Annotated in this window: 18 protein-coding genes; 11 read left to right on the top strand and 7 right to left on the bottom strand. The window is 37.8% G+C overall.

Annotated elements, in window-relative coordinates; translation table 11 throughout:
- Window positions 1–35 precede the first annotated feature (35 nt).
- Window positions 36–701, top strand: a complete 666-nt coding sequence (locus tag LB465_RS13300; RefSeq protein ID WP_224470357.1) for a uracil-DNA glycosylase — start codon at window positions 36–38, stop codon at window positions 699–701.
- Window positions 702–703: 2 nt separating this feature from the next.
- Here the strand turns inward: LB465_RS13300 and LB465_RS13295 are convergent, their stop codons facing one another.
- The 7 genes from LB465_RS13295 to LB465_RS13265 form a co-directional block, all read right to left on the bottom strand.
- Entirely contained in the window at window positions 704–1,279 is a 576-nt protein-coding gene (locus LB465_RS13295; RefSeq protein WP_224470356.1) for a hypothetical protein, read from the bottom strand.
- A 41-nt stretch (window positions 1,280–1,320) separates the two neighbouring features.
- Window positions 1,321–2,172, bottom strand: coding sequence for a substrate-binding domain-containing protein (locus LB465_RS13290; RefSeq protein ID WP_224470355.1), 852 nt, complete (start codon window positions 2,170–2,172; stop codon window positions 1,321–1,323).
- Window positions 2,169–4,223: a polyphosphate kinase 1 gene (ppk1, locus tag LB465_RS13285; protein ID WP_224470354.1), complete on the bottom strand. Its 2,055-nt coding sequence runs from the start codon at window positions 4,221–4,223 to the stop codon at window positions 2,169–2,171. Before ppk1 ends, LB465_RS13290 begins: the two co-directional genes overlap by 4 nt.
- A gap of 135 nt (window positions 4,224–4,358) precedes the next feature.
- Window positions 4,359–5,228 (bottom strand): nucleoside phosphorylase, encoded by an 870-nt coding sequence (locus LB465_RS13280; RefSeq protein WP_224470353.1) that lies wholly within the window; start codon window positions 5,226–5,228, stop codon window positions 4,359–4,361.
- Between the two features lies 1 nt (window position 5,229).
- The gene (locus tag LB465_RS13275) at window positions 5,230–6,159 is read right to left on the bottom strand and encodes a DUF1835 domain-containing protein (protein ID WP_224470352.1); all 930 of its coding nucleotides are present in this window, start codon (window positions 6,157–6,159) and stop codon (window positions 5,230–5,232) included.
- Between the two features lie 26 nt (window positions 6,160–6,185).
- Window positions 6,186–6,536: a translation initiation factor gene (locus LB465_RS13270; RefSeq protein ID WP_224470351.1), complete on the bottom strand. Its 351-nt coding sequence runs from the start codon at window positions 6,534–6,536 to the stop codon at window positions 6,186–6,188.
- A gap of 3 nt (window positions 6,537–6,539) precedes the next feature.
- The gene (locus LB465_RS13265) at window positions 6,540–7,490 is read right to left on the bottom strand and encodes an isopenicillin N synthase family dioxygenase (RefSeq protein WP_224470414.1); all 951 of its coding nucleotides are present in this window, start codon (window positions 7,488–7,490) and stop codon (window positions 6,540–6,542) included.
- 127 nt (window positions 7,491–7,617) lie between these two features.
- On the opposite strand from LB465_RS13265, the gene LB465_RS13260 reads away from it, so the two are divergent.
- The 10 genes from LB465_RS13260 (at window position 7,618) to LB465_RS13215 (ending at window position 16,696) form a co-directional block, all read left to right on the top strand.
- Window positions 7,618–9,624: an alpha-ketoacid dehydrogenase subunit alpha/beta gene (locus LB465_RS13260; RefSeq protein WP_224470350.1), complete on the top strand. Its 2,007-nt coding sequence runs from the start codon at window positions 7,618–7,620 to the stop codon at window positions 9,622–9,624.
- Between the two features lie 129 nt (window positions 9,625–9,753).
- Complete coding sequence (locus LB465_RS13255; RefSeq protein WP_070055250.1) at window positions 9,754–9,915, top strand: DUF1328 domain-containing protein; 162 nt, start codon at window positions 9,754–9,756, stop codon at window positions 9,913–9,915.
- A 96-nt stretch (window positions 9,916–10,011) separates the two neighbouring features.
- Window positions 10,012–10,491 carry a lipocalin family protein gene (locus tag LB465_RS13250; protein ID WP_224470349.1) on the top strand — a complete coding sequence of 160 codons (480 nt, stop codon included), beginning with the start codon at window positions 10,012–10,014 and terminating at the stop codon, window positions 10,489–10,491.
- Window positions 10,492–10,506: 15 nt separating this feature from the next.
- Window positions 10,507–11,205, top strand: coding sequence for an OmpA family protein (locus LB465_RS13245; RefSeq protein ID WP_224470348.1), 699 nt, complete (start codon window positions 10,507–10,509; stop codon window positions 11,203–11,205).
- Window positions 11,206–11,280: 75 nt separating this feature from the next.
- Window positions 11,281–12,408, top strand: a complete 1,128-nt coding sequence (locus tag LB465_RS13240) for an NAD(P)/FAD-dependent oxidoreductase (RefSeq protein ID WP_224470347.1) — start codon at window positions 11,281–11,283, stop codon at window positions 12,406–12,408.
- The gene (locus tag LB465_RS13235) at window positions 12,405–13,124 is read left to right on the top strand and encodes a methyltransferase domain-containing protein (RefSeq protein WP_224470346.1); all 720 of its coding nucleotides are present in this window, start codon (window positions 12,405–12,407) and stop codon (window positions 13,122–13,124) included. The genes LB465_RS13240 and LB465_RS13235 overlap by 4 nt, the downstream gene beginning before the upstream one ends.
- Window positions 13,121–14,173 (top strand): type III polyketide synthase, encoded by a 1,053-nt coding sequence (locus tag LB465_RS13230; protein WP_224470345.1) that lies wholly within the window; start codon window positions 13,121–13,123, stop codon window positions 14,171–14,173. The genes LB465_RS13235 and LB465_RS13230 overlap by 4 nt, the downstream gene beginning before the upstream one ends.
- Window positions 14,167–14,961: an enoyl-ACP reductase FabI gene (locus LB465_RS13225; protein ID WP_224470344.1), complete on the top strand. Its 795-nt coding sequence runs from the start codon at window positions 14,167–14,169 to the stop codon at window positions 14,959–14,961. Before LB465_RS13230 ends, LB465_RS13225 begins: the two co-directional genes overlap by 7 nt.
- A gap of 7 nt (window positions 14,962–14,968) precedes the next feature.
- A complete protein-coding gene (locus LB465_RS13220) occupies window positions 14,969–15,415 on the top strand; it encodes a 3-hydroxyacyl-ACP dehydratase FabZ family protein (RefSeq protein ID WP_224470343.1) in 447 nt (148 codons plus the stop codon).
- A gap of 12 nt (window positions 15,416–15,427) precedes the next feature.
- On the top strand, window positions 15,428–16,696 hold the full coding sequence (locus LB465_RS13215; protein ID WP_224470342.1) for a beta-ketoacyl-[acyl-carrier-protein] synthase family protein: 1,269 nt from the start codon (window positions 15,428–15,430) through the stop codon (window positions 16,694–16,696).
- Window positions 16,697–16,789 lie beyond the last annotated feature (93 nt).

Here is a 16,789-nt window from a genome sequence, read left to right as displayed (position 1 = left end):
CTACTTTTGAGGTTCTGCAAATTTACTCAATTAAAATGAAGGTAGAGATACACCCCAGCTGGAAAAAAGAATTGGCCGAAGAATTTGAAAAAGATTACTTTAAAAACCTGGCAGAATTCGTAAAAACTGAATATACCGAAAACACCTGCTATCCCGAAGGCAAAGATATTTTTTCGGCATTTGAACACGCCACTTTTCCCAACACAAAGGTTGTAATTTTAGGCCAGGATCCTTATCACGGTCCAGGGCAGGCCAACGGACTCTGCTTTTCGGTAAATGATGGAATTCAATCTCCGCCATCCCTTCAAAATATCTTTAAAGAAATTCAGGAAGATTTAGGTAAACCGGTTCCTGATACCGGTAATTTAGAACGCTGGGCAGATCAGGGCGTTTTATTGCTGAATGCCACGCTAACAGTTAGAGCCCACCAGGCGGGTTCACATCAAAAAAAAGGATGGGAACATTTTACTGATAAAGTGATTGAAATTATTTCTGAAGAAAAAGAAAACGTGGTTTTCCTGCTTTGGGGCGGTTATGCGAAAAAGAAAGGAGCCAAAATTGACTCCTCTAAACATCTTATTCTAACTAGTGGGCATCCTTCACCATTAAGTGCAAACCGTGGTTACTGGTTTGGCAATAAACATTTCAGTAAAGCCAATGCTTATTTAAAGGAAAACGGGAAACAGCCTATAGACTGGTAAGTTTAGAATCTAAATCCAAGGTTTACATTAAACTGTCCGACAATGGTAGGAGATTTTTCGCTAAATAAATTTCTACCAATTCCTGCACCGAGATCTAAAAAGAAACCTCCGCTAGACACAAATTTTCCACCTACGCCAAATCCAAGGGCAAAATCGGTGTAATCTTCATATTCGTAATAGCCATAACCTTCAGAATCTACAACCCAGTTATCGTCGTATTCTCCACTGGAAAGCATCCCGAAACCATGTACGTAAAATCCACGGGCATAACGGTCACCAAAGAAATATTTGTATTTTCCGGTTAAGGAGAAATCTTTATAAAAAGCATCGTCGATATTCTCGTTGTCGCGATCTAATGCTTTAATAAAAGCTTCTACTGCCCAGCTGGAATTTTGGTCTATAATACGCTCATAAGTGAGGTCTAAAGCACCAAAAGCAACCAGATTAAGTGCACCAATACTTAATTCGTTTTGGGTAATATCCCTTTTATCGGGTGCGGTCGTTTGATTGTTTTGAGAGTCTTGTGCGAAAGTAACTGACGAAATAAATACTAAAAATAATAATGATAGTTTTTTCATTAAAGTAGAAATTGATGAGTAATGATTGATGATTATTAGGCTTACAAATTATGAATTAATTCGGAAGATCGTTGTTTTTTCGAAATTAAATTAAGCTCCAATAATTTGTCCTGCACCTTTTCTACCTCAGCTTCAGAAATTTGCTCCTGACTCCAATGTGTAATATCCAACCATTTTTCGATATCTTCTATTCGCTGATCGTACTTTTCGGCTAATTTTTCGGCAATTTTCGGAAGATCTTTAAAACGCCTGGTTTCCGTATTTAGAATCTCAAGCATTGTCTTAATGCGTTCCGGCTCATTCTTTAGACTTTCATTTCTGGCAGCAATTACAAAACACGGCCAGGGAGTAGGGCAGTCGGCAAGTCTTCTAAAAGTATGGTTATCTACTAAAGGTTTGGTGGTGAAATGTTCCCACATAAAATACTGGGCTTTATCATCTCGTAAAGCCTCTACCGCGCCATCTAGATCTTTAACTATTTCAAAATGAAGCTCTTCGGTATTCCAATGATGATTTTGAGCGTTTACATAAGCCATAAGATGTGAGCCGCTCCCTTTACGGCTAATCGCCGCCTTAGTATTTTTAAGCTCTTCAACCGATTTATATTTAGAACCGGCAGCAACGTGAATTCCCCAAACCAAAGGAGAACCTATGTAAGTTTGAATAATCTTACTTTCATTTCCGGAAATTATATCTTTTAAAATCCCTTCGGTTAAAATTACTGCCACATCAATTTCACCAGATCGCAACGCTTTATTCATAGCACCAGTGCCACCGGGAAAATCTTTCCAAATAACGTTTAGACCACGAGTCTCAAAAAGTTTTTCTTCTATACATAAATGCCAGGGAAGGTTAAAATGTTCCGGTACACCGCCTACTTTTATAGTTTTCATTTGCTATGTTTTTTCTTTAAATAATTATAAATTTCGTATTGTGATCGCACCGGTTTCTCGGTTTCCTTCCTCTTTACGTAAACATTATTTTCATCGGCATCCTGGACTCTTGCTTTTACATTATCGTTTAATTGAATCTCCAGGATCTCTTTAAATTCCTGCGCCACATCTTTATCGAGGACAGGGGAGAGCACCTCTATACGGCGGGAAAGGTTACGCGACATCCAATCGGCGCTTCCATAATACATTTTTTCATCGCCACCATTTTCAAAAATGTAAATTCTTCCATGCTCTAAATAGCGGTCAACAATACTGGTAATATAAATATTTTCACTTAAACCTTCAACTCCCGGAATTAAACAGGTAAAGCCTCGAACCAGTAATCTTATCTCTACTCCTGCCTTACTGGCTTTATAAAGTAGATCGATCATTTCGGGATCTTCAAGACTGTTCATTTTGGCCGTGATCTTCCCTTTTTTACCTTTCAGTGCGTAGTCAATTTCGTTATAGATAAGTTTTATAAATTCCTGTCGTGTCGAAAATGGGGAGATCAAAAGGTTTTTTTCCCTCGGAATAATCAATTCTCCTTCCAGGACTTTAAATAATCGTGATAATTCTTTCGTTATTTGTTTGTTAGAAGTCAAAATAGCGTGATCACAATATATTTTTGAAGTTTCACTATTAAAATTTCCAGTCCCTATATAGGAATAGTTAACCAAATCTTCGCCTTCCATACGCTGCACCAGCATAATTTTGGAATGTACTTTAATTTTTGGATATGAATAAATTACATTGGCACCTTTTTCCTCAAATTTTCGACCCCAAATAATATTGTTCTTCTCATCAAACCTGGCTTTTGCTTCTACAAAAACGGTAACCTGTTTTCCGTTTTCTAAGGCTTTTAAAAGTAAACTTGTTAACCGGGATTCATCTGCAACGCGGTATAAAGAGATCTTTATTGCCGTTACGCTTTTGTCGCTTACGGCTTGTTCCAGGAAATTTTCTAAATAGGAGAAAGACATATAAGGAAAATGCACCGCCTGGTCTTTTTCTGAAATTGTATCGAAATAATTCTTTGATTGCGATAAAATTTTATGTTCTATTGCAGGAAGCTTTTCGTAATGTAGCTCGGGATTATTGGTAGGATCGGGAAAAGAAAAGAAATCGTTGAAATTGTGATATTTTCCTCCCGGCATCATATCTATCTTGCCCAACTTCAGTAGTTTTCTAACTTTTTTATGAAGAAAATCGGGCATTTCAGCATCGTACAGCAAACGCGTGGGTTGCCCATCGGTTCTTTGGGCGAGTGAATCGTAGATTTTTTCAGCTAAAACCCCTTCATAAATATCTTCGATATAAAGCTCGGCATCACGGGAAAGTTTAATTTCATAAACCCCTTCAATACTTTGATCTTTAAATATAGAACTAACCTGGCTCCTTACAATTTCGTCCAGATAGGTAATTGAATTTTCTTCCCCATCGCCCTCCAGCTTTACAAATCTTCCACAGGCATCAACGGGAATATTTACAATCCCAAGCTTTTCCTTGTTAGTAAAACTAACCACCAAATACAATTCGGCGTTTTGTAGGAACAGTTCGTTTTCTTCCTCAAGATCTATGATTTCAGGTTTAATATGATCTTTTACCTCCTGCTGAAAATAGTTTCCCGCAAATTCTTTTTGAACCTTATTAAAATGTTCAGCATCTATTAGATAGATACCATTTTTGGCTAATTCCGGTAAGATTTGCATTTTATAAATCTCCCCGAATTTATGTTGCTGAAGCTTAACTTCCTCAAGAATTTCTTTTGTGGTTTTTGTGGGTTTTAAAGCGAGTTTTTTGCGAATGCTTTTCTCCACGCGTTTCATTTGGCGAAGTTGCGCAACCCTAACCCTAAAGTATTCATCGAGGTTGGAAGAAAAAATAGCTAAAAAACGAATCCGCTCGTAAAGCGGATTGATCTTATCTTCTGCCTCCTGTAAGACTCTTGCGTTAAAGCTCAACCAGTTAAGGTCTCTATGCCTTAATGGAATTTCTTGTGGTTCCTGCATTATTGGTTAGTGGTTTAATTAAAAATACGAATATGAGCAAAGGTTTGCTTTTAATTTTCTGTTAAATGCGATAAGGAGAATTTAATGCTTTAAAGTAATATGTTCTATTTTCTGTTTTATAAATACTGAAATAATCTACTTCACTAACTGTTCTAAACTATATTGAATAAGCCCATCTACGGTTTTCTTAGGATTTTCAGAAAATGTTCCGGCGGCTCTATTGGCAATTACTGCGTTCATTGAAATCGCATTATGCCCAAGTAATTTAGACAAGCCGTAAATTGCTGAAGTTTCCATTTCAAGATTCGTGATTTTTCTATTATTGAAAGAAAATAAAGCCAGTTTATCGTTCATTTTATTATCCTGAAGCGCTAAGCGCAAAATCCTTCCCTGTGGACCGTAAAAACCAATATTAGTGGCGGTAACACCCTTATGAACTCGAGACGATTCCATATGGGAGATAAGATTCTCACTCCCGTCAATTACATAAGGCGCGGCTTTCTTTTCGAACCAGTCTAAATGTTTACTAAAAGCTTGGGCAAATTCTGAATTCTGAATATGTTCGCTCTCGTAGAAATGTAGAAGTCCGTCAAAACCAATAGCACTTTCACTAATTAAAAATGAATCTACCGGAATTTCCTTCTGAATAGAGCCGGTGGTTCCAATTCTTATAATATCTAAACTTGTTAATTCTTCTTTAAGTTCCCTGGTATCAAAATCTATGTTTACAAGCGCATCAAGCTCATTTAACACAATATCAATGTTGTCGGGACCAATACCCGTAGACATTACACTAATGCGTTTCCCTTTATAATATCCGGTTTGAGTATTAAATTCCCGCTTTTTTATTTTGAATTCAATCCTATCAAAATGTCTTGTAATTCTTTCAACACGATCGGGATCGCCGACTAAGATCACGGTTTTAGCGAGATGTTTTGGCAATAAATTTAAATGATAGACACTACCATCACTGTTTTGTATAAATTCTGAAGCTTCTATTGGCATACTATAATTTTAAAACTTTATGGGATTCTGCATCATATAAAAAATCAAAAACTCGAGCTCCTCCCAAACAATCGTCGTTTTTAAGTTCCTGGTAAAAATTTTTCTTTTGATTTAAAGCATCCTGGCCTTTAGCTGTCAATACAACGCGCTCGCCTTCCAGGGTATAAAAAATAGCTAATTTTTTAAGTACTCTTTCCATTTGAGAATCACTATATCCATAATAACCCTGGTATTGCAAGGCATAGCCCAGTAACTGATTATTTGAGGTGATTTTCTGATTTTCTACCAGTTTAAGTACATTTCGCTCCAGCGAATTAATACCGGTTTTACTATTAGGAAAGCGTTCTATATGAGCCCTGATACAACTGGAAAGATATTCAAAATTTGAAGTTTTCTTTATTTGTTTTTTGAGTTTCATAGGATCGCTACCGCAATAAAGTTCCCAAACTAAAGTGGCAATCTCCAGGTCTTTTTCCTGTAACTGAATTTTATGCTTAAAATGGTTTAGCAAATGCTTTTCCGAAAGTCTGGAAAGTGGTAAAAATTCGTCTTCGCCTTTTAATCGCTTACTACAAACCAGATAAAAAGGAACCTTTGGTTTATGTTCATGATAAAAACTTATCGTCGCTATCATATTTATATGGCAAAAAAGATCGAATTCAAACCAGAGTACCACGTGATCGTAATCTTTAGCCGCCTTTAATTTTTTAAGCTGAGAAACAAAGCGCTCCTGATAGTTTTCTGCAGAAATATCGTAGGTCTCTTTTAAAAACTTCTCACGTTGTTTAATAAATTCTGAAGATCCAACTTCTTTAATACTCGGCCCTTCGCATAGTAATTCCCTCCATACAATAATTTGACCGGGAAGGTCGAGTTCTTCAACCTGTTCGGTTAAACTATCACCATTTACAATATGCAGGGCTCTATCCATTGGGGGAATTTAAAAGTAGGTGTAAATTAACCACCAACACGTTTAACATTATAACCATCTTTTCTAAGCAGTTCCATAATCTTTTCACGATCATCTCCCTGAATAATAATTTCACCATCTTTAGCCGAACCACCAACACCACATTTCTTCTTTAGCTTTTTTCCAAGCACCACTAAATCATCATTAGTACCCTGAAAACCTTTAATAATGGTTACGGTTTTACCACCGCGACCTTTACTGCTAAAATGTGCTTCAAGTTGTTGATCTTCGGGATCTAAAGTTTCATCGGTTTCCTGGTGTTCATTTCCTTCAAAATCATCATTTGTAGAAAAAACAAAACCGCCTAAATCTTCAAGCCCGAGTTTTTTCTTCGCCATAATTTATTTTTTTAGAAGTCCGATTTCTACCAGGCGTTGGTGTAAAAAATCACCGGCAGTAATATCTTCGTATTGTTTTGGATTTTCTTCATCTATACATTCTTCCAGGCAATCAAGTCGCATTTCACTTCTTGGGTGCATAAAGAAAGGTATGGAATATCTGGGTTTGCTCCATTCTTCTTTTGGTGGGTTAATTACCCTGTGAATCGTAGAACGCAACTTATTGTTCGTATGTCTTTCTAGCATATCTCCCACATTAATCACCAACTCGTCTTCTTGTGGTACAGCATCAATCCATTCACCATCTTTTCTCAACACCTGTAAACCACCGGTAGAAGCTCCCATTAGCAAAGTAATAAGATTTATATCTCCATGAGCGCCTGCTCTAACCGCGCCTTTAGGCTCTTCGGTAATTGGAGGGTAGTGGATAGGTCTTAGAATACTGTTCCCGTTGCTGGCCCAGTGATCAAAATAATGTTCTTCAAGACCAATATATAAAGCTAAAGCCCGCAATACATAAATACCGGTTTTCTCCAGCATTCTATAGGCTTCCATTCCAACTTTATTAAAATCCTTTAGTTCAGAAACCTGAACATTTTCAGGATATTCTTCGGTAAGCTTAGCGTCTTCAGCCGGTTCCTGACCAAAATGCCAGAATTCCTTAAGATCACCTTCTTTTTTACCCTTAGCGTGTTCTTTTCCGAAAGAAATATAACCTCTCTGGCCCGCAAGGCCTTCAATTTCATATTTTTTCTTAACCTCTAATGGTAAGCCAAAAAAACCTTTTACTTCTTTATATAGATTTTCTTCCAGCTCACTATCAAGAAAATGGTTTTTTAAGGCTACAAAACCAATTTCCTCGTAGGCCTTACCAATTTCATCAACAAATTTTTGTTTTCTATTTGGATCTCCAGATAGAAAATCGGCAAGATCTACGCTGGGAATATTATTCATCGCCATAATATGCTTTGTTTTTTGAGAATTTAACACACAAAGTTAAATAAAAATACGGAGTTGACGAGGGTTTTTATATTTCTTAGCATTTATATTTTTGGTTACATTTGGTGAACAATCACATATTATGCAACCAAATTCTACAACAGAATCATCCATATATTTTGAAAAAGATAAACTTTCTTCAGCGCAGTTATTAGACCTGTATGCAGCGCTTTTAAAGCCCCGTTTAATTGAAGAAAAAATGCTAATTCTGCTTAGACAGGGAAAAATTTCAAAATGGTTTAGCGGAATTGGCCAGGAAGCGATCTCTATAGGGGTTTCCAAATCTCTGAATGCCGACGAGTATATTTTACCGATGCACCGAAACCTGGGAGTGTTCACATCGAGAAACGTTCCTTTAGACCGCCTGTTTTCACAATGGCAGGGCAAGCAAAACGGATTTACAAAAGGGCGTGATCGTAGTTTTCATTTTGGAACTCAGGAATATAAGATTATTGGAATGATCTCTCATCTGGGCCCTCAGCTTGGTGTAGCCGATGGAATTGCTTTAGCCCATAAGCTGAGGAAAGAAAACAAAGTTACCGCAGTTTTTACCGGGGAAGGCGGAACCAGTGAAGGTGATTTTCACGAAGCCCTTAATATTGCATCGGTTTGGGATTTGCCGGTTTTGTTTTGCATAGAAAATAACGGTTACGGACTTTCCACACCAACAAACGAACAATATCGTTGTAATGATTTAGCTGATCGTGCTCAAGGTTATGGAATGGAATCTCATATTATAGACGGGAATAATGTTATAGAAGTATATACCAAAGTATCAGAGATCGCTAAAAGTATAAGAGAAAAGCCACGGCCAGTTTTACTGGAATTTAAAACTTTTAGAATGCGTGGCCACGAGGAAGCTAGCGGTACCAAATATGTTCCTGAAGAATTAATGCAATTCTGGCAACAAAAAGATCCAGTAGAAAACTACAGGAGATTTTTAGTAGATGAAAATATACTTTCTGAAGAGCAGGATGCTCATTTTAAAAATGAAATTAAAACTGAAATAGACGAGAATTTAAGAAAGGTAAATAAAGAAGCTGCTTCAGAATACGATGAAACTAAAGAATTAAGTGATGTTTATCAAGAGTTTATATATCAGGAATTTAAATACAATTCAGAAACTGAAAATATAAGATTTATAGACGCTATTTCGCAAGCCGTAAAACAATCTATGCAACAGCATAATTCCCTGGTTTTAATGGGACAGGATATTGCAGAATACGGTGGAGTCTTCAAAATCACCGAAGGATTGCTAGAAGAATTTGGCAAGGATAGGGTTAGAAATACACCCATTTGTGAATCTGCTATCGTGGGAACCGCAATGGGACTTTCTATTGGTGGATTGAAAGCTATGGTAGAGATGCAATTTGGAGATTTTGTGAGTTCCGGCTTTAATCCTATCGTAAATTACCTGGCCAAAAGCAATTACCGCTGGAATCAAAATGCCGATGTAGTCATTCGAATGCCCTGCGGCGCAGGAGTGGGAGCAGGTCCATTTCATAGTCAGACAAACGAGGCCTGGTTTACCAAGGTTCCAGGCTTAAAAGTGGTTTATCCAGCATTTCCGTATGATGCCAAAGGTTTGTTGAATACCGCTTTTAACGATCCAAACCCGGTATTGTTTTTTGAACATAAAGCCCTTTACCGAAGCATTCGCCAAGAAGTACCGGTAGATTATTACACCTTGCCATTCGGGAAGGCTTCCGTATTAAAAGAAGGAGAAAAACTCAGCATTATTAGCTATGGCGCAGCAGTTCACTGGGCTTTAGAGACTTTACAAGCAACAGGATTAGAAAACATAGAGTTAATTGATCTTCGCAGCCTGCAACCTTTAGATAAAGAGGCCATAATTAATTCGGTTAAAAAGACAGGGAAAGTACTGGTATTAACTGAGGATTCCCTTTTTGGCAGTTTGGCTTCAGAAATTTCAGCAATTATTTCAGAAGAATGTTTTGAGTATTTAGATGCTCCAGTAATGCGATTAGGCAGTGGGGAAACTCCAATTCCGTTTGCTTCAGCACTCGAAGAAGGTTACCTTCCGAAGAATAGATTAAAGGAAAAATTACAGCAATTAATAGACTATTAATAATAAGTCGCCCAAAAATTACAGATTTTAAGAATCCTTAACAGTTCTGCTGTTAAAGTATTAATAATCTTTTGTCTTAGGACTACACCTACTGTAATTTAGATTTAACTAATCAAAAACTGTACTATTATGATACGTTTAATCGTTATTTTTCTGATCATTGCTTTGGTCGCTGCCATTTTTGGTTTTGGTGGAATTGCCGAAGGTTTTGCAGATATTGCAAAAATAATTTTCTACATTTTCCTGGTATTATTAGTGATTTCATTAGTAAGCAGGCTTTTTAGAAGATAAAAAACTTAATAAATATAAAGGACAAAATCCAATGTATTGCGCCAGGTGATAATCGGCAAACATTGGGTTTTTATGTATAACCCAAATAACTAACTAATGAAAAAATTATTTATTCTTGGCTTTGTAGCCGTGCTTTTAGCAGCTTGCGGAACCAGTAAAACTGCAAAAGAAGCCAGAAAAACTTTTAATGGTAACTGGACACTTACCAGTGTAACTTACCCAAATAGTTCTGGTGAGTTTGATGTAACCTTATTAAATGATGCTAATGCTTCCTGTTTTGAGAACAGTACCTGGAATTTCGTTTCTAATAATAATAGAGGAGCATATAACGTTCAGGGAACTAACTGCAGTGGCGGGCAACGTTATTTTATCTGGTCTATAGATGAAGAAAATACACCGGAAGGAATCTTTGACTTTTTATTGAAACCAACCGATGAAGATTATAACTCAACAACCGGAGACCAGGGTTTCCGAATGAATTTAAAATCACTTTCAGAAACCCAAATGGTTTGGGAGCAATCTGTGATGCTTGAAGGTTCTCCGTTTGTGATAAGAATGAATTTTTCTAAACTTTAAATAAATAAATTTACTATGAAGACTATTATAAATAGAATGTTTGCGGTACTTTTTGCGGCTACCTTGCTTTTTGGTTGTGAAGCCACAAAAAATGCTAATAATAAACAAAAAGGAGCCGTAATTGGTTCAACCGGTGGAGCGGTTATTGGCGGTGTTATTGGAAACAATACCGGCGATGGAAATACCGCACTTGGTGCCATTATTGGTGGAGTTGTAGGTGGAGCCGCCGGAGCCATTATTGGTAACCGTATGGACGAACAGGCCAAAGAAATAGAACAGGAAATTCCTGGTGCTGAAGTTGAAAGAGTTGGTGAAGGTATAAACGTAACTTTTGATGAAAGTAGCGGGGTATATTTTGATACAGAGAAATATAATATCAATGCTAAATCTCAGGGAACTTTAAATAAGCTGGCCGATATTTTTAAAGAATATCCAGATTCTAATATCCTTGTAGAGGGACACACCGATAATACCGGTAGTGAAACTTATAACCTTACGCTTTCTAAAAACAGGGCTCAGGCCGTGACTAATTATTTAACAAGCCAGGGACTAAGCAGCGGACGATTTAATACGAAATGGTATGGCGAAGCTCAGCCAAAATATGATAATTCAACTGCTGAAGGCCGTGCTAAAAACCGTAGGGTAGAGCTGGCGATTGTTGCAAGCGAGGAAATGGTAGAAGAAGCCAAAAAACAGGCAGAAGAAAAAAATTAACTTTTAACCATTCAAACAATTATTAAATCCCGGAATTTTCCGGGATTTTTTTATGCTTTTATTTATCTTCAACGGATGGCAGATTTTCAAGTAATTATAGTGGGTGGAGGCCTGGCGGGATTAACGGCTGCAATTCATCTTTCCCGTGAAGGGAAAAAAGTTTTGCTTATAGAAAAAAAGGCTTATCCAAGGCATAAAGTCTGCGGGGAATACCTTTCCAACGAAATAGTTCCTTATTTGAATTCCCTTGACATTGATCTTGAAAAAGATTTAAAACCGGTAAAAATTAACAAACTACTTTACAGCACCCAGAATGCTAAATCTAATGAAACTCCTCTACACCTGGGAGGAATGGGACTAAGCCGCTATGCCTTGGATGATTTTCTTTTCAATAAAGCTGAAGAAAACGGCGCTGAAATTCTAATTGATTCAGTCGAAAATATAAATTTTAAAGATGATAGTTTTAAGCTGAAACTTTCTTCGGGCAAAGAATTAAAGGCATTTTTAGTGTTGGGAGCATTTGGAAAACGCTCTAATCTTGATAAAGACCTGGAACGGGAATTTATTCAGGAAAAATCTTCCTGGCTTGCGGTAAAAGGCCATTATGAAAATCCTAAATTTCCGGAGGATTTAGTGGCGCTTCATAATTTTGAAGGAGGTTATTGTGGTTTATCAAAAACTGAAACCGGGGCAGTGAACGCCTGTTATATGGTTTCTTATAAAAGTTTTAAAAAGTATAGGAATACAGCAGAATTCAAAGAGAAAGTAATGTTTCAAAATGCCTACTTAAAAGAATTTTTTAAAAACGCTAAACCAATTTTTGAAAAAGATTTGAGTATTGCCCAAATCTCTTTTCAGGAAAAATCGGTTATCAATAATCATATTTTAATGCTGGGTGATGCGGCCGGCTTAATTCATCCGCTTTGCGGGAATGGAATGGCAATGGCTATTCATTCTGCAAAAATCGCTTCAGAAGCTGTTTTAAGTAATTTCCGCGGAAATAATTTAGACCGGAAAAATCTTGAAAATGAATACCGAAAGCACTGGAATAATAATTTCAGGAATAGACTAAGAACGGGACGAATTTTACAAAAAATTCTCATCAATCCCTTTTTGGCTTCAACTTCACAAAATCTGGTCAAAAAATTCCCGTACTTGTTAGAGAAAATTATCAGTAAAACCCACGGGCAACCCATTATATGAGAATAGATACCTCAAAGAGAACAAGCGCAGTTGAGATTATGGACGATTTTGACCTCCAGGGAAAAGAACTGGACAAAACCCTGCGTGACCTGGATAATATTAATAAATGGCTCGGTGGAAACAAGATCACATTAGAGGGTGTAAAAAGTATTGTAAGAAATCAGCCTAAAACACAGGAGATTCATATTACAGATGTGGGTTGTGGGAATGGCGCCGTACTTCGGGAAATCGCGAGATGGGGAAGAAAAAATGGCTATAAACTTAAACTTACGGGAATTGATGCCAATACCCACGCTGTAAGAATTGGTGAAAAAATGTCCGTCGGGTTTCAAGAAATAGAATTTCGAGCTTTAGATATTTTTAGCGAAGATTTCAGGAGTTTTTATTGTGATATCATATTGTGTACCTTGACGCTACATCACTTTAAAAACCGGGAAATTTTAGAATTATTAAACTTATTCAACAGCCAATCGCGATTAGGCGTGGTGATTAACGATTTGCATCGCTCCAAACTTGCTTATAGATTGTTTCAGGCTTTTTGTGCGGTTTTTATCAATAATGAGATTGCCAGGAAAGACGGACTGACTTCCATATTACGAGGTTTCAAAAAAGACGAATTAATGGATTTTGCCGGGGAAATTCCGCAAGCAAATCATCAAATAACCTGGAAGTGGGCTTTTCGCTACCGATGGATTATTCAGAAAGAAAAAATATGAGTGTAAAAATTGTAGGCGTAGAAAAAGAATTACCTGAGTTTGCGAGGGAAACCAAAGATATTCTGCCGATGGTAGAAAGTTGGCTGGCAGATCAGGACGATCGCTATCGGAGAAAAGTGCTAAAGATATTTGAAGGCGCCGGTGTGGATAAACGTTATTCCATTATGGACCCCGAAGAAGTTTTTACCGCGACTTCTTTTGAAGATAAGAACAATATTTACGTTCGGGAAGTCAAGAAACTTGGTAAAAATGTTCTACAGAAAGCTTTGCAGAGTAATGGGTGGGAAGCAAATTCGGTAGATTTTATAATCACTGTGAGCTGTACGGGGATTATGATTCCTTCTTTAGATGCATACCTTATAAATGAGCTGGAAATGCGCCAGGACATTACCCGACTCCCGATTACCGAAATGGGCTGTGCGGCAGGAATATCTGGGATAATCTATGCGGCAAATTTTCTTAAGGCCAATCCCGGGAAACGTGCAGTAGTAATCGCTGTTGAAAGCCCTACGGCTACATTTCAATTAGACGATTTTTCTATGGCCAATATGGTAAGCGCGGCTATTTTTGGTGATGGTGCTGCTTGTGTATTGCTTTCTTCGGAAGAAGATTCAACCGGCCCAAAAATACTGGGAGAAGAAATGTATCATTTTTATGAAGCTACCCATCTAATGGGTTTTGATCTCACCAACCACGGACTCAAAATGATCTTAGATGAAGCTGTACCGCAAACCATCGCCTCGCATTTTCCTGAGATTGTTCATCCATTCCTGCAAAAACTTAACTCCAATATAGAAAAGGTAGATCACCTAATATTTCATCCCGGTGGAAAAAAAATTGTGCAAACAGTTGAAGATCTTTTTGGTAACTTAGGAAAGAATATAGACGAAACCCGTGAAGTACTTAGGCGCTACGGAAACATGAGCAGTGCCACCGTATTGTATGTATTGGAGGAGTTTATGAAAAAACAGCCAAAACCCGGCGAACAAGGCTTAATGTTGAGTTTTGGGCCCGGATTTTCGGCACAAAGAATTTTATTGGAATGGTAACAGAATTTAAAGATCGCAATTACTGGGCAATTATTTTAGGCGGAAGTACAGGCCTTGGGTTTGCTACTGCCAGGAAACTCGCCCATCACGGGATGAATATAATTATTGTACATCGTGATAGAAGAACCGATATTGCTGAAATAGAAGAAGCTTTTGAAGATATTAGGGAACACGATGTTCAGTTTGAAAGTTTTAATGTAGACGCTACCAATGCTGAAAAACGTCAAAATCTAATTGAAGAAATTTCTAAAATTATAGGACCAGAAGGTAAAATTAGAACGCTGGTGCATAGTATTGCTAAAGGTAACCTGAAACCAATGACCGGTGAGGAACCTACATTAGACAACGTAGATTTTCAAATCACTATAGATGCGATGGCGATTAGTCTTTACGACTGGACAAAAGCCATTTTTAAGGCTAAAATTTTTGCTAAAGATGCCCGAATTATTTCTTTTACCAGCGAAGGCAATAAAAAAGCCTGGGCTAATTATGCGGCGGTTTCTGCAGCAAAAGTTGCGCTGGAATCTATAACCCGAAGCATCGCCCTGGAATTTGCACCACACGGTATTCGTGCGAATTGTATACAGGCAGGAGTTACTGTTACGAGATCTTTCCAGATGATTCCCGGCAACGAAACCTTGCGTGTGCACGCGCTAAAACATAATCCGTTTAAAAGGCTTACCGTTCCTAACGATGTAGCTAACGTGGTTTACCTGTTAAGTAAAGACGAAGCCGGATGGATTACAGGAACTATTATTCCAGTAAATGGTGGGGAACATTTAAAGTAATTAGCATTTGGATTTCAAAAATATACTCGAAAAGCTGCCTTATTCATCTCCATTTTTATTTGTGGATGAATTGCTGAAAGTAAACGAAAAGTCTGCGGAAGGGATTTATACATTTCCAGAAAACTCCTTTTTCTATAAAGGCCATTTTAAAGACAATCCCGTCACACCCGGAGTTATTTTAACCGAATGTATGGCTCAAATTGGTGTGGTTTGTTTGGGAATTTTTCTTCTTGAAAATGAAAAAACCGAATCAAATGATATAAAACTTGCGTTAAGTTCTTCGGAAATAGATTTTTATCTGCCGGTTTTTCCCGGGGAAACGGTAAAAGTAGTTTCCGAAAAACTGTTTTATCGATTTAATAAATTGAAATGTGAAGTAAGGATGTATGATAAGCAAGACAAACTGATTTGCCGCGGAAAGATCGCCGGGATGATAAAAAATGAATCTGCTTAGAAAGCTTTTTTGATGAAAAAACGAATAGTCATAACCGGAATGGGAGTCGTTGCACCAAATGCAGTAGGCCTGGCCGATTTTGAAGATGCGCTTCGTAAAGGAACAAGCGGAATTAGGTTTGAAGAAGAACTGAAACATTTAAAATTTAGTTGTCAGATTGCCGGAAAACCCCAAGTTTCAGAAGAAAAAATTGCTAAATATTTTACTCCCTTGCAACTACGAGGTCTTAATTCCAGCGGAATTGTTTATGGCGTAATCGCCGGTACTGATGCGTGGAAGGACGCCGGACTTGAAATTCAAGGAAACGAATCACCAGATTGGGATAGCGGGATTATTTTTGGCACCGGAATTCTGGGTGTAGATAAGTTTAGAGAAGCCATCAATCTTATTGATGCGGGGAAAACCAGAAGGTTGGGAAGCACCAGCGTTATGCAAACTATGGCAAGCGGAATTAGCGCTTATTTAGGCGGTATTTTAGGTTGTGGAAATCAGGTGACTACCAATTCTTCGGCCTGTACTACGGGAACCGAAGCTTTATTGATGGGTTTTGAAAGAATTGCTGCCGGAAAAGCAAAACGCATGCTGGTTGGCAGCTGCAGTGATCATGGACCATATATTTGGGGCGGTTTTGATGCGATGCGAATTTTGCCTTCAAAATATAATGCAAACCCAACCGAAGCTTCCCGGCCAATGAGTACAACGGCCTGTGGTTTTGTCCCGGGAAGTGGAGCAGGAGCTTTAGTATTAGAAGAATATGAATCTGCTAAAGCGCGAGGAGCTAAAATTTATGCTGAAGTTTTGGGAGGCGCTGTAAATAGTGGCGGCCAAAGAGGTGGTGGCAGTATGACAGCCGCAAACAGCGAAGCAGTGGTTAGATGTATTAAAGAAGCACTTCGTTTTTCTGAAATTTCAGCGGAAGAAATTGATGCGATTAACGGGCATCTTACCGCTACCACTAAAGATGCCCTGGAAATTGAAAACTGGAAAAAAGCGCTCAAAAGGGAGGATTTTCCGTATATAAATTCTTTAAAAGGAATGACGGGGCATTGCCTGGCTGCTTCGGGAAGTATAGAATGCGTGGCAGGCGTGCTTCAGATGGATAAAAACTTTATCTTCGGAAATGTGAATTGCGAAGAATTGAATCCGGAAATTTCTGAGTTAGTTTCCGAAGAGAAAATCCCACGCAAAACGTTAAAAAAACCGATTAATATTTTAGCTAAATCAAGTTTTGGCTTTGGAGATGTGAATTCCGTGGTTATTTTTAAACGAGTAATGAAGTGATCAAGCATGAAGTAATACAGTGAAGATGTAACAGAGTTGTGTAAATATAAAACAACGTAACCCCGTTATAAGATCACCTTGTTACAGAAAACT

It is taken from the genome of Salegentibacter lacus (assembly GCF_020164555.1).
GTDB classification, from domain to species: domain Bacteria; phylum Bacteroidota; class Bacteroidia; order Flavobacteriales; family Flavobacteriaceae; genus Salegentibacter; species Salegentibacter lacus.
This window is presented reverse-complemented; position numbering and strand designations above follow the sequence as displayed.

What these genes read in the sequence shown, in the direction of transcription:
- LB465_RS13215 (WP_224470342.1), top strand. Translation starts at nt 15,428, where the DNA reads ATGAAAAAACGAATAGTCATAACCGGAATGGGAGTCGTTGCACCAAAT.
- LB465_RS13230 (WP_224470345.1), top strand. Translation starts at nt 13,121, where the DNA reads ATGAGTGTAAAAATTGTAGGCGTAGAAAAAGAATTACCTGAGTTTGCG.
- LB465_RS13250 (WP_224470349.1), top strand. Translation starts at nt 10,012, where the DNA reads ATGAAAAAATTATTTATTCTTGGCTTTGTAGCCGTGCTTTTAGCAGCT.
- LB465_RS13240 (WP_224470347.1), top strand. Translation starts at nt 11,281, where the DNA reads ATGGCAGATTTTCAAGTAATTATAGTGGGTGGAGGCCTGGCGGGATTA.
- LB465_RS13245 (WP_224470348.1), top strand. Translation starts at nt 10,507, where the DNA reads ATGAAGACTATTATAAATAGAATGTTTGCGGTACTTTTTGCGGCTACC.
- ppk1 (WP_224470354.1), bottom strand. Translation starts at nt 4,223, where the DNA reads ATGCAGGAACCACAAGAAATTCCATTAAGGCATAGAGACCTTAACTGG.
- LB465_RS13235 (WP_224470346.1), top strand. Translation starts at nt 12,405, where the DNA reads ATGAGAATAGATACCTCAAAGAGAACAAGCGCAGTTGAGATTATGGAC.
- LB465_RS13280 (WP_224470353.1), bottom strand. Translation starts at nt 5,228, where the DNA reads ATGCCAATAGAAGCTTCAGAATTTATACAAAACAGTGATGGTAGTGTC.
- LB465_RS13270 (WP_224470351.1), bottom strand. Translation starts at nt 6,536, where the DNA reads ATGGCGAAGAAAAAACTCGGGCTTGAAGATTTAGGCGGTTTTGTTTTT.
- LB465_RS13300 (WP_224470357.1), top strand. Translation starts at nt 36, where the DNA reads ATGAAGGTAGAGATACACCCCAGCTGGAAAAAAGAATTGGCCGAAGAA.
- LB465_RS13255 (WP_070055250.1), top strand. Translation starts at nt 9,754, where the DNA reads ATGATACGTTTAATCGTTATTTTTCTGATCATTGCTTTGGTCGCTGCC.
- LB465_RS13290 (WP_224470355.1), bottom strand. Translation starts at nt 2,172, where the DNA reads ATGAAAACTATAAAAGTAGGCGGTGTACCGGAACATTTTAACCTTCCC.
- LB465_RS13295 (WP_224470356.1), bottom strand. Translation starts at nt 1,279, where the DNA reads ATGAAAAAACTATCATTATTATTTTTAGTATTTATTTCGTCAGTTACT.
- LB465_RS13265 (WP_224470414.1), bottom strand. Translation starts at nt 7,490, where the DNA reads ATGAATAATATTCCCAGCGTAGATCTTGCCGATTTTCTATCTGGAGAT.
- LB465_RS13260 (WP_224470350.1), top strand. Translation starts at nt 7,618, where the DNA reads ATGCAACCAAATTCTACAACAGAATCATCCATATATTTTGAAAAAGAT.
- LB465_RS13225 (WP_224470344.1), top strand. Translation starts at nt 14,167, where the DNA reads ATGGTAACAGAATTTAAAGATCGCAATTACTGGGCAATTATTTTAGGC.
- LB465_RS13275 (WP_224470352.1), bottom strand. Translation starts at nt 6,159, where the DNA reads ATGGATAGAGCCCTGCATATTGTAAATGGTGATAGTTTAACCGAACAG.